General features: G+C 64.5%; 13 protein-coding genes. 6 read left to right on the top strand and 7 right to left on the bottom strand.

Features of this window, described 5'->3' with window-relative positions; genetic code table 11:
• Positions 1-11: 11 nt before the first annotated feature.
• Positions 12-2,084 (bottom strand): transketolase, encoded by a 2,073-nt coding sequence (gene tkt / locus P3T43_RS08210; RefSeq protein WP_429280545.1) that lies wholly within the window; start codon positions 2,082-2,084, stop codon positions 12-14.
• Positions 2,085-2,356: 272 nt separating this feature from the next.
• Positions 2,357-2,902 carry a cupin gene (locus tag P3T43_RS08215; protein ID WP_429280546.1) on the bottom strand — a complete coding sequence of 182 codons (546 nt, stop codon included), beginning with the start codon at positions 2,900-2,902 and terminating at the stop codon, positions 2,357-2,359.
• 240 nt (positions 2,903-3,142) lie between these two features.
• Between P3T43_RS08215 and P3T43_RS08220 the strand changes: the two genes are divergently transcribed.
• Positions 3,143-5,107, top strand: a complete 1,965-nt coding sequence (locus tag P3T43_RS08220) for a potassium transporter Kup (RefSeq protein WP_429280547.1) — start codon at positions 3,143-3,145, stop codon at positions 5,105-5,107.
• 261 nt (positions 5,108-5,368) lie between these two features.
• On the opposite strand, the gene P3T43_RS08225 is transcribed toward P3T43_RS08220, so the two are convergent.
• Complete coding sequence (locus tag P3T43_RS08225; RefSeq protein WP_429280548.1) at positions 5,369-5,614, bottom strand: DUF6723 family protein; 246 nt, start codon at positions 5,612-5,614, stop codon at positions 5,369-5,371.
• Between the two features lie 203 nt (positions 5,615-5,817).
• On the opposite strand from P3T43_RS08225, the gene P3T43_RS08230 reads away from it, so the two are divergent.
• Together P3T43_RS08230 and P3T43_RS08235 are read left to right on the top strand one after the other, a co-directional pair.
• The gene (locus tag P3T43_RS08230; RefSeq protein WP_429280549.1) at positions 5,818-6,732 is read left to right on the top strand and encodes a LysR substrate-binding domain-containing protein; all 915 of its coding nucleotides are present in this window, start codon (positions 5,818-5,820) and stop codon (positions 6,730-6,732) included.
• Positions 6,733-6,743: 11 nt separating this feature from the next.
• Complete coding sequence (locus tag P3T43_RS08235) at positions 6,744-6,929, top strand: hypothetical protein (RefSeq protein WP_429280550.1); 186 nt, start codon at positions 6,744-6,746, stop codon at positions 6,927-6,929.
• Between the two features lie 86 nt (positions 6,930-7,015).
• On the opposite strand, the gene P3T43_RS08240 is transcribed toward P3T43_RS08235, so the two are convergent.
• Positions 7,016-8,029, bottom strand: a complete 1,014-nt coding sequence (locus P3T43_RS08240) for a D-cysteine desulfhydrase family protein (RefSeq protein ID WP_429280551.1) — start codon at positions 8,027-8,029, stop codon at positions 7,016-7,018.
• A 357-nt stretch (positions 8,030-8,386) separates the two neighbouring features.
• Positions 8,387-9,247 (bottom strand): LysR family transcriptional regulator, encoded by an 861-nt coding sequence (locus P3T43_RS08245; protein ID WP_429280552.1) that lies wholly within the window; start codon positions 9,245-9,247, stop codon positions 8,387-8,389.
• 151 nt (positions 9,248-9,398) lie between these two features.
• Between P3T43_RS08245 and mdtD the strand changes: the two genes are divergently transcribed.
• On the top strand, positions 9,399-10,799 hold the full coding sequence (mdtD, locus tag P3T43_RS08250; protein ID WP_429280553.1) for a multidrug transporter subunit MdtD: 1,401 nt from the start codon (positions 9,399-9,401) through the stop codon (positions 10,797-10,799).
• 81 nt (positions 10,800-10,880) lie between these two features.
• Here mdtD and P3T43_RS08255 read toward each other — a convergent pair whose 3' ends face one another.
• Both P3T43_RS08255 and P3T43_RS08260 read right to left on the bottom strand, forming a co-directional pair.
• The gene (locus P3T43_RS08255) at positions 10,881-11,027 is read right to left on the bottom strand and encodes a DUF3096 domain-containing protein (protein WP_144153495.1); all 147 of its coding nucleotides are present in this window, start codon (positions 11,025-11,027) and stop codon (positions 10,881-10,883) included.
• Between the two features lie 173 nt (positions 11,028-11,200).
• Positions 11,201-11,890 (bottom strand): SDR family NAD(P)-dependent oxidoreductase, encoded by a 690-nt coding sequence (locus P3T43_RS08260; protein WP_429280554.1) that lies wholly within the window; start codon positions 11,888-11,890, stop codon positions 11,201-11,203.
• Positions 11,891-11,925: 35 nt separating this feature from the next.
• Between P3T43_RS08260 and P3T43_RS08265 the strand changes: the two genes are divergently transcribed.
• Both P3T43_RS08265 and P3T43_RS08270 read left to right on the top strand, forming a co-directional pair.
• Positions 11,926-12,840: a LysR family transcriptional regulator gene (locus P3T43_RS08265; protein WP_429280555.1), complete on the top strand. Its 915-nt coding sequence runs from the start codon at positions 11,926-11,928 to the stop codon at positions 12,838-12,840.
• Between the two features lie 61 nt (positions 12,841-12,901).
• Positions 12,902-13,627, top strand: a complete 726-nt coding sequence (locus tag P3T43_RS08270; protein ID WP_429280556.1) for an SH3 domain-containing protein — start codon at positions 12,902-12,904, stop codon at positions 13,625-13,627.
• Positions 13,628-13,642 lie beyond the last annotated feature (15 nt).

Raw genomic sequence — 13,642 nt, forward strand, 5'->3', positions numbered from 1 at the left:
TACTAGCCAGGCTACTTCTTCTGCACCCGTGCAAACTGCTTCTTCGCTTCGTCGTAGACATGCTCCTGGGTGAAGCCGAACCTGCGCTTCAGATCGCTCCACGGCGCGGACGCGCCGAACGTGCGCATCACGATCTTCGCTCCGTAACGCCCCGCATAGCGGTCCCAGCCGATCTCCGCCGCCGCTTCGACGCAAACCCGCGCTTCCACATCCGGCGGCAGCACGGCGTCCTTGTACGCGTCGTCCTGCTTCTCGAAGATGTCCCATGACGGCATCGACACCACGCGTGCGGCGATGCCCTCGCCCGTCAGCTTTTCGTAGGCTTCCACGCAGGCCGCCAGTTCGCTGCCGGTGGCGAGCAGCAGCACCTGCGGTTTCTTGCCGTCGGCGGCATCCGCCAGGATATAGGCGCCTTTACGCACGCCTTCGGCCGAGGCGTACTTGCTGCGATCCAGCGTGGGCAGCGGTTGACGCGTCAGCACGATGCACGACGGGTGGCGCGGATTCGCTAGCGCGACCCGCCACGTTTCCACCACCTCGTTGGCATCCCCGGGACGCAGCACGGTCAGTCCCGGCAGTCCACGAAGTGCGCCCAGCTGTTCGATCGACTGGTGCGTCGGACCATCCTCGCCGAGGCCGATCGAATCGTGCGTGAACACGAAGATGGACGGGACTTCCATGACCGCCGACAAGCGGATCGGCGGCTTCATGTAGTCGCTGAAAATCAGGAAGGTCGAACCGTACGGCCGCAAATTCGACAGCGCCAGCCCGTTCACCGCCGCGCCCATCACGTGCTCGCGGATGCCGAAGTGCAGATTACGGCCGCCGTAGCTGTCGTGCTCGAAACTGCCCGCGCCTTCGAACTTCAGATTGGTCTTGGTGGACGGCGACAGATCGGCCGAACCGCCGATCATCCAGGGGACGCGTGCGGCAATCGCGTTGAGCACCTTGCCCGACGATTCGCGCGTGGCGACACCCTTGGCGTCCGCCGGGAAGGTGGGCAGATCCGCGTCCCAGTCGTCCGGCAGTTCGTGCGCTTCGATCTTCGCGAACTCGTTCGCGAGCTCCGGGTGCTTTTGCCGGTAGGTGTCCAGCTTCGCGAGCCAGTCGCTGCGTGCGGCTTTCCCACGCGCCCCCATCCCTTCGGCAAAGCGCGCCATGACGCCGTCCGGCACGTAGAACGTCTTGTCTTCCGGCCAGCCGTAAAAGCGCTTGGCGGCCGCGACTTCCTCGTCGCCGAGCGCTTCGCCGTGGGCGGCCGAACTGTCCTGTTTATGTGGCGCACCCCAGCCGATGATGCTGTTCACCACGATCAGCGTCGGCTTGTCGGTCACGCTTTTCGCTTCGGTGAAGGCGGCTTCGAGCGCGGCGGCGTCGTTCACATCCTTGACGTGAATCGTATGCCAGTGATAGCCGCGAAAACGCGTCTCCACGTCGTCGCTGTACGCAAGATCCGTGTGACCTTCGATCGTCACGCGATTGCTGTCGTAGATCCACGTCAGGTTCGACAACTGCAGGTGGCCCGCGAGCGAGGCCGCTTCGTGCGAGATGCCTTCCATCATGTCGCCGTCGCCACAGAGCGTGTAGACGTGATAGTCGAACAGCGGCGCATCCGGCTGGTTGAAGTGCGATTCGTACCAACGCCCCGCCATCGCCATGCCAACGCTATTGCCGAGCCCCTGGCCGAGCGGGCCGGTGGTGGTTTCGACGCCAGTCGTCATGCGGTATTCGGGGTGGCCCGGCGTGTTGCTGTCGAGCTGGCGGAAGTGCTTGATGTCGTCCAGCGAGACAGCGGGCCGGTCGGTCGGCTTGCCGTTGTCGTCGACGGCCTTGATGCCGGCCAGATGCAGCGCCGAATACAGCAGCATCGACGCGTGCCCCACCGACAGCACGAAGCGGTCGCGATTGGGCCACAGCGGCTCGTCGGGGTCGTAGCGCAGATGGTTCTGCCACAGATGATAGACAACCGGGGCCAGTGCCATCGGCGTGCCAGGGTGGCCGGAATTCGCCTTTTGCACGGCATCCATCGATAGCGTGCGGATCGTGTCGATACACAGCTTATCGAGGGAGGGATTGTTTTGCATGGGAAGCTCCTGTTCGACGGGTAGCAACGTCATGATGACGTTCTGCAATGAACATGCTGCGGGACCGGCGCGACGTACGCGGCCGAATGGGACATCCGGCGCCGGACGGCGCACATTCGGCCGACTGCCTGATGATGCGCCGATGTGCGGCAATAGCCAACTGCCGGACGTGCAACGATTAGCCTCCGCGGAGGCAACAATCGAGGTAACAATCGCCGCACGGCCAGCTTTCAAAGCTTGCGAAGCGCACGCTGAGCCGCGCCTCGCGTGCGTCAGGCTGCATGTAGCCAGTGCTCGACCACCGGTCCGTGCGTGCCGTCAAGCGGATCGCGTGGCGGAAACGGTAGTGCATTCATGGCGGCCAGTTCATCGGGCGTCAGCGCTTCGCGGCGAATGTCCCATTGCTGGCCTTGCGGATAGCCGCCCACCACCTGAAATGCACCGGTGTGCGATTGCAGACAATGGCCGGTGCCGGCCGGCAGCAATAGCGCATCGCCCGCCGAGACGCGTACGAGGCGCCCACCAGGGCCGCCCAGGATCACCTCGGCCGAACCCGACGCGATGCCCAGCACTTCATGGGCGCTCGCATGGAAATGGTGGTAGTCGAAAATGCCGTCGCGCCACTGCGCCGGCCACTCGTTGCGTTCGAAGAGGATTTCAAACGCCGACGCGAGGTCGCCGCTGTCCGGGCGTAACGCACGCCGGTAAATCACGACCGACAATTTACGGTTATTGGGCACCCAGGCATGCGGTTCCAGTTTGAAAACTTCGTACTGCTCGTTTGCCGCGTTGCGCGCGTATTCCACATCGTTGTACATGACGGGCTCCGGGATGTCTTCTGCAACGCTTCCGGTGTCGCATAAATTGCGCCCGCTGCGAGGATGGGCCGGCGCACTGCGACCGTCTTGCGAACGCCTTGCAATGGCATCGCATCGATCCGCACGTCAGGCGGGGAACGCGTCTTGCTGCCGCATGCGGGTACGGACTTTTTTTCCTGCCTTGTGTTTGCGTGCCTTGTTTTCCCGCCTTGTCTGGAGAGACGCTTTTCGCCTGTGACAATGTCCACCTCATCCACCTCAACACGCGCCCGCCACGGCGCACCGGTCGCCGGGCAGCACGCGACACACCAACCCGGCGGCCATCCGGCTCTGATGCTGGGTGCGCTCGGTGTGGTATTCGGCGACATCGGCACGAGCCCGATTTACGCGTTGCGCCAAGGCGTGCTCGACGCCGGGTCGGCGACGCAACTGGTCGTGATGGGCGTGTTATCCACGATCGTCTGGGCGGTCGTCGTCGTGGTGATGTTGAAATACGTCTGCTATGTCATGCGCGCGGACAACGAAGGCGAAGGCGGGATTGTCGCGCTGACAGCCCTCGTGCGATCCGGCTGTCAGGAGAACCCCAAGGCGAACGGCAAGCCAGACGGCACCAAGGCACCACGCGCGCTGGTGCTGGTCGGCCTGTTCGGCGCGGCGATGTTCTACGGCGATTCGATGATTACACCGGCCGTTTCCGTCCTGTCCGCCGCTGAAGGGTTGCCGCAGATCAATCACGCGTTCGCGCCCGTGGTGGTGCCGGGCGCGGTCGCGATCCTGATTGCCCTGTTCGTGCTCCAGAAGCGCGGCACCGAAACGGTCGGGCGCTGCTTCGGCCCGGTGATGACGCTGTGGTTCGTGTGGCTCGCCGCGCTCGGAATCTACCGGCTCGTGCAACATCCGCAGGTGCTGAGTGCTTTGTCGCCGGGCTGGGCCTGGCAACTCGTGCAGCAGCGCCCGGCCATCGCGTTCGTGATCCTCGGCGCGGTGATACTCGCGCTGACCGGCGCCGAGGCACTCTATGCCGATATCGGACACTTCGGACGCCGACCGATCCGCGTGGCGTGGCTCACTGTGGTGTTTCCTTCGATCATCCTCGGCTATTTCGGTCAGGGCGCCACGCTGCTCTCTGAAGGCGGCTCGAAAGAACAGCCGTTTTTCGCCATGGCGCCGGGGTGGGCGTTGATCCCGACTATCGTCATTGCCTTGCTTGCCACCATCATCGCGTCGCAAGCGGTGATCTCCGGCGCCTTCTCGATGACGAGCCAGGCCATCGAACTGGGTTTCCTGCCGCGCATGCGGGTGGTGGAGACCTCCCGTGAACATCGCGGCCAGGTGTATGTGCCGGCGGTCAATCTGCTGCTCTTCGCGGCCGTGATGTTTCTGGTGCTGACGTTCCGCTCTTCCGCGCGGCTCACCTCCGCGTATGGGATTGCAGTCGGCTTGACGATGCTCACCACGACGATTCAGATGATCAGCCTGTCGCGCCGCGTCTGGCATTGGCCACGCATGGCCGTGGCCGCCGTGAGCGTGCCGCTGCTGGTCATCGACGGCCTGCTGGTGGCGGCCAACGTACCGAAGATTCCGCAAGGCGGCTGGTTTCCCGTCACCATCGGCATCGTGATGTTCGTGCTGATGACCACCTGGCAGCGCGGACGTGAAGCGGAGGCGCATCGCGGCGCGACGACGGCGCCACTCGAAGAGTTTCTCGCCGAGGCGCTGGGCGGCCCCGAGCCGCCCGCGCGGGTGGCGGGGACCGCGGTCTATCCGGGCAGTCTGCGCGGCATGACGCCCGCTGCGCTACGCAGCAACGTGCGCCACAATCGCGTGCTGCATCGGACCTCGATCTTCTTCACCAACCTGTCTGAATCCGCGCCGCGAGTCGATGAGAAGACCCGCATCGAGACACGCGATCTGGGCGACGGCTGCTACGAGGTGGTCGCGCGCCATGGCTTCGTGGAGCGGCCGAATCTGCCCATGCTGCTCGCTTCGCTGGATGGCCGGCTCGACGCGTGGCGCTATGAGCCGAAGCACACTACTTTCTTCTTGCCGCGCGAAGAAGTGATCAAGGGACATCCCGGCGATACGATGCAGGGCTGGCGCAAATCGCTATTTGCAGCCATGTCGTTTCATTCGGCGTCGAGTGCGGAGTATTACGGGCTCAATGGTGAGGACGTCGTGGAACTCGGCGTGCAGGTGGTGTTGTGAATTTTGCTGTGAGCCTTGCTGTGAGCCTGCGTGACGAACGGCCTGGAACGGCCCAGGCCGTGCTGCATCAGCCCGTGTTAAATCAGTGCTTGTCCTGCTTGTCCGTGGACACACGTTGCGACTGACGGCCCCCGCCTCCCGGCGGTTCGGCGTGACTACCCGTGCCGAGCGGCACCTCCGTGTTGCATCACAACCTCCTGATGGTGGTTCCTCAACGCAGCAGCAACCTTCCTGTCGGTTTTGTAAAAATGCACGCACGGCTCAAGGCTCCGGCGCCGCGCGATCCGCTGCGATAATCGCGCGGCCATATTCGATCGCCGCACGGCGAGCTTCATCCGCGCTTTCATAAGGGCCGATCTGCGGTGCGCCCTCGAATGGAAACAGAATCCTGCGATCGAGCTTGCGGATAACCTTTAGGCCACCGATATATCGGCCGTCTCCCGTGCTGTGGTAACTCGCGAAGATTTCGAATTCATCGTCGGCTACGTCGGCTTTGTGTCGCGCCATTCTGCATGCTTCCCTATGTAGGTGCGCTCCTCGCCGGGTCCTGTTGCGCTCAACAGACCACTACGCGCATGGGAGCGCTTAACGAGCTTCGAGCAACAGCTGTTCCTGAGCATGCCGAAAGATCGGCGGATGGCGCGCTGTGCGATCACTGGCAAAGCGGGCGAATTTGCCTTAGGCTAAAGAAAATCTATCGGCTAGCCTTCATGCGACCTCACCTCCCACTGAACGCCTTGCGTGCTTTTGAATCGTCGGCGCGTCATTTGAGTTTCACCCGCGCGGCACTCGAACTGAGCGTTACGCAGGCCGCCGTCAGCCAGCAGGTCCGCATGCTCGAAGAGCGGCTGGGCACCACTCTCTTCAAGCGGCTGCCGCGGGGCCTCGGCATCACCGACGAAGGCCGTGCGCTGCTACCCGTCCTCAGCGAGGCGTTCGGGCGCATCGAAAGTGTGCTCAAGCAATTCGAGGGCGGTCATTTCCATGAAGTGCTGACGGTCGGCGTGGTGGGAACCTTCGCAGTGGGATGGTTGATGCCGCGCCTCAAAGCGTTCCGCGCCGCGCACCCGTTCGTCGAGTTACGGCTTTTGACCCATAACAATCTGGTGGATCTCGCTGCGGAAGGACTCGACTTTGCGATTCGTTTCGGCGAAGGCAACTGGCCGGCGACCCACAACGAATTGTTGCTGGACGCGCCGCTCACCGTGTTGTGCGCGCCGGAGATCGCACAGCAACTGGCCGCGCCCGCGGATCTGGCGCGCCAAACCCTGCTGCGCTCCTATCGCGCCGACGAATGGAACCTCTGGCTCGCGGCCGCCGGGCTCGAACCGTGGACGGTCAACGGGCCCGTGTTCGATTCGTCGCGTTTGATGGTGGAAGCCGCCGTGCAAGCGGCCGGCGTGGCGCTGGCGCCGCCGCGCATGTTCGTGCGCGAGTTGCAGGCCGGCATGCTGGTGTGCCCCTTCGATACGCAGGTGGGTACCGGCAGCTATTGGCTGACGCGTCTGAAATCGCGGCACATGGCGCCGGCGATGGCTTTATTCCGGAACTGGATCTTGGCCGAAGCGGGCGGCATGCCGCTTGCTGATCAAGGCGTATCCGCCGCACTCCGGCCATCCCCGTGAAGGAGCACACCATGTCGAAGCATCCCGCCGAGCAGCACCCGAACGCCAACAAGAGCGAAGCGCAGATCGATCACACTGTCGAGGACAGCTTTCCGGCCAGCGACCCGCCGTCGACCGGCGGCAAGACACGGATCGAATCCGATGAACCGCAGCGCGGCGAAAAACCCGAACGCGCGAAGCAGGACAAGTCGGATTGAAAACGCCGCGCGGCGTTAAGCCCTTGCCGCGCGGAGCGCATAATTAGGCCTGAAGGTGCTCATAAAAAGGCCTGAAGCAAAGACACTCAGAACGCGCTCCGATACGCGTACAGGCCCGGCAGCCCCCCCGTCATGACGAACAGCACGCGCTGGCCGGCGCGATACACGCCGGTTTCGATGGCCTGCAGCAGGCCGGCGAATGCCTTGCCCCCATAGACGGGGTCGAGCAGAAGTCCCTCCGTCGACGCCAGCAAACGGACCGAGCGACGCATGCTATCGGTGGGAATGCCATAGCCTTCGCCAAGCGCGCTGCCGTCGACGACGACCGCTTCACTCGCGACGGTCAACCCAGGGTCGATCAGGCGGATCGCCTGGTTGGCCTTGTCGAGCGTCGTGACATGTGCCGCCTTCGCCTCGCCATAAACCGCGTATCCGACCACTGATGGTGTGGTCCGGCCAAGCGCCGTCATCCCGGCGAGCAATCCCGCATGCATGCCGCCGCTGCCGTTCGGCACGGCGACTGCGTCGAATGACACACCCAATGCTTCGGACTGCGCGACAATTTCCGCGGCGCAATCCGCATAGCCGAGACAACCGACCGGGCTCGAACCGCCCAGCGGGCACACATATACGTTGCGTCCTTCCTTGCGCAATGCCTCGGCGCGCGCTTCGGCAAATTCGAGCGCATTGGCGCTAGCCGGCAGATCGTGCACATGAGCGCCGAACAGGCTATCGAGCAGGATGTTGCCGTTCTCCAGATAGTCTTCGTCGTGCCGCGGCACGAGGCGCGCGAGCACCAGTTCGCATTGAAGCCCCGCGCGCGCGGCGGCGGCGGCAGTCAGCCGGGCGTGATTCGATTGCCGCGCGCCCACCGTAATGATCGTATCGGCACCGCGCGCCAGCGCTTCACCCATCAGGAATTCAAGCTTGCGCAGCTTGTTGCCGCCGCCTCCGAGTCCGGTCAGATCGTCGCGCTTGACGAACACGTCGGCGCCGCCGAGCTGTTTCGACAGACGGGCGAGATGCTGGATCGGCGTCGGTCCTTCGAGCAGGGTGTAACGGGGGAAGCGATCCAGCGAAAGAGAGGGAACGGTCGACATCGTGTGGGTCCGGGTGGCAGAAGGTCGAAAGGACAAACGGCGGCATCCGCCAGATGCCAGGGCGTATGCCAACACTGCTTATACAAGGATGGCCGTGGCCGGCCCGGATCATGATAGACGAGACCGCCGTCACGCGAGAAGTCTCCGGGACGGCCACGATGGGCCGCGCCGTTGAACCGCGCGCAATACTGCGCTCACAGAGCACGTCTTGTTACCGCAGGTGCCACGGCGAATGTCCGCGCATCAGTCGAACCGGCATCGCCCAAACCACCTCACCCGAGCCGGCATTACCGGAACCGGCATCAGCCGAACCAGCATCACCCAAATCCGCATCACTCGAACCGTTTAACAGCAGCCCTACTCGCCGATCCACGAGCCGCGCAGATCGCTGTCGTGCAGAAGCTGCAACAGCGTGCCGGCCGGCCGGCTGAGCCGTTTGGCGGCCAGCGCGATGAACTCCACATCCGGCAAGGTCGGCAGGCTCGCATTGTTGACGGGCGGCGCGAGACCGCGCGCGCTCAGATATTGCGGCCGCACGGTGATACCCAGCCCACCGCGCGCCGCCGCAATGCAGCCCGAATGACTGCTGCTCGTGCACACCACCTGCCAGCTGAAACCCGCTTCGGCGAGCGCATCCAGCACCACCGCGCGGGTCACGCTGGGTTCGGCCACGAGGATCAGCGGCAGCGGCTGGGTCAGGTCCACCCGCGTGCCGGTGCGGGCCAGCCACTCCAGCCGTCCGGTGAAGAGCGGCACGCCGCGCCGGTCGCCCACGCGCCGCTTGCCGACCAGCAGGTCGATCGAGCCCGCATCCAGCAATTCGTAGAGCTTGCCCGTCATGCCGATGGTGATTTCCAGCTCCACGTCCGGATGCGCGTTGCGAAACGCCGCGAGCACCGTGGGCAGCGGCCCTAGCGCGATGTCGTCGGATGAACCGAGCCGCACGCGACCTTTCAGGCGCGGCGCGCGAAACTGCGATTCCGCCCGGTTGAGCGCCTGCAGGATCACGCCCGCATGCGCGAGCATCGCCTCGCCATCGGGCGTCACGGCCAGCGAATGGGTGTCGCGCACGAACAGCCGCCGGCCGATTTCCTGTTCCAGACGGCGAATGTGCTCGCTTACGCTCGACTGCGTGAGGCCGAGTTGCCGCCCCGCTTCCGTAAAGCTGTGACAGGCGGCCACGGCAGCGAACGTCTTCAGCCAGATGGGATTGAGCATGCGGCATTGTTATCGGCAACGGCGATAACAGTCAATGTCCTTAGTGGGGTTCCCGATTGACCCTCAGGTCAATATCATGTCGACATACCCCATTACTGCGTCGCGCGGGCCGCCGTTCACTTCACGCGGCCGCGCGTGCCGGAAAGTTCAAATGAGCAAGGATTCAAGCCAGACTGCGTTGCTCTGGATCGTCGCTGCCGGTTTTTTCATGCAGTCGCTCGACACGACCATCGTCAACACAGCACTGCCCTCCATCGCCCACAGCCTGCACGAAAGGCCCTTGGCCATGCAGCCGGTGATCGTCGCCTACACGCTGACCATGGCCATGCTGACGCCCGCCTCCGGGTGGCTCGCCGACCGCTTCGGCACGCGCCGGGTCTATTTCGCCGCGATCCTGATCTTCGTGCTCGGCTCGCTGTGCTGCGCGAGCGCCCACACCCTGGGACAACTGGTGATCGCGCGGGTGCTGCAAGGCGTCGGCGGTTCGATGCTGTTGCCGATCGGACGCCTCGCCGTGCTGCGCAGCGTGAGCGGCGAGCAGTATGTGTCGGCGCTGGCATTCATTTCGGTCGCGGGACAGGTCGGGCCCATCGTCGGGCCGACCCTGGGCGGCTGGTTCGTCGAAGCCATCTCGTGGCACTGGATTTTCCTGATCAACGTGCCCATCGGGGCAATCGGCCTCTTTGCGGTGAACCGTTATCTGCCGCGCAGCACGGCCTCTGCGGCACCGCCGTTCGATTTCTTCGGCTGCGCCTTGCTCTCGCTATGCATGATCGCGTTCTCGCTGGCCGTGGAAACGCCGGTACAGACACATCGCGGCGCGTGGGCGTCGGGGCTGTTCGTGCTGGGTCTCGCGGCCGCGCTGGCCTATGTGCCGTACGCGAAGCGCCGCGCCAACCCGCTGTTCAAACTCAGGCTGTTTAGCGAACCGAACTTCAGCGTGGGCCTGATCGGCAATCTGGTATGCCGCATCGGCTCCAGCGCAGTGCCGTTCCTGCTGCCGCTCCTGATGCAACTGCAGCTCGGCTACACGCCGCTGCATTCGGGCATGATGTTGCTGCCCGCCGCACTCGCCGGCACGGTTGCCAAGCGCTGGATCGCACCGCTCATCCGGCGTTACGGTTACGACACTTTCCTGCTGGTGAATACGGTGATCGTCGGCTCGGCGATCGTTGCGTTCGCACTGATTTCGCGCGGCACGCCGCTTGGCGTCGAAATTGCCGTGCTGGTCGTGTTCGGCGCCGCCAACTCCATGCAGTTCGCGGCGATGAACAGCGTCACCCTGAAGGGGCTTTCGCACGAAGATGCGGGCAGCGGCAACAGTCTGTTTTCGATGGTGCAGATGCTGGCGATGGGCCTCGGCGTGTCGATCGGCGGCGGGCTCGTGAACCTCTTTTCCGCGCAACTCGGTTCGGCGGGGATGGGGTTCCGTTTGAGCTTTGTGTGCGTCGGCGCGATTACGCTGGTATCGGCGCTGGTGTTCCGGCGGCTCGAAGAGGCGCCGGTGGTGGCCGCGACGTCCGCTCGTACGGCGCCCAGTGCCGGGCGTTAAACGCGTATCGCTGCAGTGAACCGCACGCCGGCTCCAACACCGGCCTCCAGCGTGCGCGTCGCGCCGGTCAACCCAAACCGCTCAATGAATATGATCGCCGAACAGGCCCAGCAGGCCGATGATGATCAGATACAGCGCCACGATAAAGTTGAGCAGCCGCGGCACGGCGAGAATCAGAATGCCGGCGATCAGCGCCGCGAGCGGGCCCACGTTCGTCACGATATGCATGGTATTTTTCTCCAGGGTCGAAAGCGGAAAATGCCGCGCGGTGGGCTGGCCGATCATCCGGCGCGACCCGCCGCACATGCAGCGCATCCGTTCGCCCAGCGGCGAACGTCGCCTCTTTTGTAGCAAGCCGCGTACCTGACCAAACCCTGATCGTCTCGATAGGCCCGTCGTATTCAATCCGGCAGACGAATCCCCGAAAGCCGCTTGCAGGCCTCCAGAAGACGCTCTTGCACCGAAGCGTCGTATACAACTGGATGCGGTTCGCGACGCTGCAGGTGATAGAAATAGTCGCCGCTCACGGTCGCGGCGGGTTCGTTGCTGACGGCGAGCCAGACCTGGGTTGCCGGTGCGGCCTCCAGATCGTCGGGCGCTTCCGGTCCGCCCATTTTCGTGGCCACCCAGCCGGGCTCGAGCGCATTCGACAGCACCTGCGGCCAGCGGCGCGCCACCGCAAACGCGAGCAGCGCGTCGTGCAGTTTCGAATCCGAGTACGCCTGGGTACCTTGCCACAGCCGCTTTTCCCCTGTGAGATCCTGCAGTGTGCGGTCACCTTGCCGGTGCAGGCCGGAACTCAGATAGATCAAACGGCGCGGCTCGCGGTAGCCGACTGCGGCATTATGAATCACGGCGTCGAAACGGCCGAGACGGTTGACCTCCTCCGCCAGCGCGACCGTCTGCGCGATACTCGACAGATCGCCCTGCACGGCCCCGTGCGCGCCTGGTGCGGCCTTCAGCGCGGCTTGCGCACGGGCTTCATGGCGACCATGCAGCACGACTTCGTGCCCTGCGTCGATCAGCAGGCGGGCAGCCATCTGACCGAGGCCGTCCGCGGAACCGGTGATAAAAATGTTTCGCGTTAGCATGTTCTCTGCGTCATCCATGACAAAGGAGCATGACCATGCCATTCGACGAACGCATGCTGAACGGCATGGGCGTCCTGACCGCGATTGTCGATAGCGGCAGTTTTGCCGCGGCGGGCGCCGCGCTCGACATGTCGCAATCGGGCGTGAGCCGGTCGATCGCGCGACTCGAAGCGCGTCTTGGCATCCGGTTGTTCGACCGCACGACGCGCTCGGTCACGCTCACCGACGAAGGCCGGCGCTTCCACGCCCAGATCGTGCCGCTGCTGGGCGGCCTCGAAGAAGCGGCGGCTTCAGCGGCCCATGGCGCCACGGCGGTACGCGGCCGGCTGCGCGTCACCATCGACCCGTTCTTCTCCCGTCTCGTGCTCGGACCGCGCCTTGGTGCTTTCATGGAGCAGCACCCCGATCTGCAACTCGAACTGGTGACGCGCGACACGCTCGGCGATATGGTTGCGGATGGCTTCGATCTCGCGATCCGTTTCGGCGAGCCGCGCGCCTCGACGCTGATCGCGCGCAAGCTGCTCGACACGCGCATTCTGACGGTCGCCGCGCCGTCCTATCTGAAGAAGCACGGGCATCCTGTCGCGCCCGCGGACCTCGAAAGCGGCCGCCACATCTGCATCAAGTTCCGCGATCCGGAGACCGGTTACCCGTTCACCTGGGAGTTTCATCGCGGCCGCAAACGGGTGCTGGTCACGCCGCCAGGCCGCTTGACGGTGAACGACGTCGGCACCTTGCACAGCACCTGCGCGGCGGGCCAGGGTATCGCGCAGATTCTCGGTCTCGGCGCCGAGGCGCTGCTCGCGCAAGGCAAGGTCAAGGAACTGTTCCCCGACTGGGGCGACGAGCGCTATCCCCTGTATGCGCTGTACCCGTCGCGGCATCATCCGCCGGCCAAGGTACGCGCTTTCTTCGACTTTATCGTCTCGCTGACGGGCGCCGCTGCGTAAGCGCGGCCCATCTGCTAACCTGACCGGGTCCACACTACCGCGTTTATCAGGCGCGTCTCTCATGCATATCCGGTTTCCTGCGCGGCCCGCTGCGTTCAAGCTCACTACCTTCGCGGCGCTTGCCGCGCTGCTCGCGTTGCCCTGCGTGGCCTTTTCCCAGGTGGAGGCCGTGACGAACCAGCCGGTCAATCTGATGGCGGGACCCGCTGACGACTATCCGGTGGTCACCGGCCTTGGACCGAATCAGCCGGTCGAGGTGATGGGCTGCCTCGACAACTACGACTGGTGCGACGTCGCGCTCGACGATCTGCGCGGCTGGGTGTATGGCGCCGCACTCACCTATGCGTATGAAGGTAACTACGTGCCGCTGCAAAGCTATGGCGCGGTGATTGGTTTGCCCGTCATCGGCTTCTCGATCGACGAGTACTGGGGCCACTACTATCACGGCCGGCCGTGGTATGGCGACCGCGACCGCTGGCGTCACGAAGGCCCGCCGGGCTATCCGGGCGGACGCCCTGGCCAGCCTCAACCGAACGGCGGCGCGCCTTATCCGCCGCGGATGCAAGGTGAAGGACAGCCGGTCTATCGTCCCAATGCGGGTCCTGTGCCGCACGGCGCACCGCCGCCGGAATATGGTGGTCGGCAGCCGCAACAGGCGCCGTCGCAGCAGCAATACGGTGGACGGCCACCGCAACAGGCGCCACGCCCGCAACCGCAGCCACAGGCTCAGCCGCAAGGCCGTGGCCAGCCCAGCGAAGGACGTCGGGAACCCGGGCAGCCGCAGTAACCTCACGACGTTAGT

It is taken from the genome of Paraburkholderia sp. GAS41 (assembly GCF_050436545.1).
GTDB lineage: Bacteria > Pseudomonadota > Gammaproteobacteria > Burkholderiales > Burkholderiaceae > Paraburkholderia.

What these genes read in the sequence shown, in the direction of transcription:
- P3T43_RS08215 (WP_429280546.1), bottom strand. Translation starts at nt 2,902, where the DNA reads ATGTACAACGATGTGGAATACGCGCGCAACGCGGCAAACGAGCAGTAC.
- P3T43_RS08255 (WP_144153495.1), bottom strand. Translation starts at nt 11,027, where the DNA reads ATGCATATCGTGACGAACGTGGGCCCGCTCGCGGCGCTGATCGCCGGC.
- P3T43_RS08235 (WP_429280550.1), top strand. Translation starts at nt 6,744, where the DNA reads ATGTCGAAGCATCCCGCCGAGCAGCACCCGAACGCCAACAAGAGCGAA.
- P3T43_RS08225 (WP_429280548.1), bottom strand. Translation starts at nt 5,614, where the DNA reads ATGGCGCGACACAAAGCCGACGTAGCCGACGATGAATTCGAAATCTTC.
- P3T43_RS08260 (WP_429280554.1), bottom strand. Translation starts at nt 11,890, where the DNA reads ATGCTAACGCGAAACATTTTTATCACCGGTTCCGCGGACGGCCTCGGT.
- P3T43_RS08245 (WP_429280552.1), bottom strand. Translation starts at nt 9,247, where the DNA reads ATGCTCAATCCCATCTGGCTGAAGACGTTCGCTGCCGTGGCCGCCTGT.
- mdtD (WP_429280553.1), top strand. Translation starts at nt 9,399, where the DNA reads ATGAGCAAGGATTCAAGCCAGACTGCGTTGCTCTGGATCGTCGCTGCC.
- P3T43_RS08230 (WP_429280549.1), top strand. Translation starts at nt 5,818, where the DNA reads ATGCGACCTCACCTCCCACTGAACGCCTTGCGTGCTTTTGAATCGTCG.
- P3T43_RS08220 (WP_429280547.1), top strand. Translation starts at nt 3,143, where the DNA reads ATGTCCACCTCATCCACCTCAACACGCGCCCGCCACGGCGCACCGGTC.
- P3T43_RS08240 (WP_429280551.1), bottom strand. Translation starts at nt 8,029, where the DNA reads ATGTCGACCGTTCCCTCTCTTTCGCTGGATCGCTTCCCCCGTTACACC.
- P3T43_RS08265 (WP_429280555.1), top strand. Translation starts at nt 11,926, where the DNA reads ATGCCATTCGACGAACGCATGCTGAACGGCATGGGCGTCCTGACCGCG.
- tkt (WP_429280545.1), bottom strand. Translation starts at nt 2,084, where the DNA reads ATGCAAAACAATCCCTCCCTCGATAAGCTGTGTATCGACACGATCCGC.
- P3T43_RS08270 (WP_429280556.1), top strand. Translation starts at nt 12,902, where the DNA reads ATGCATATCCGGTTTCCTGCGCGGCCCGCTGCGTTCAAGCTCACTACC.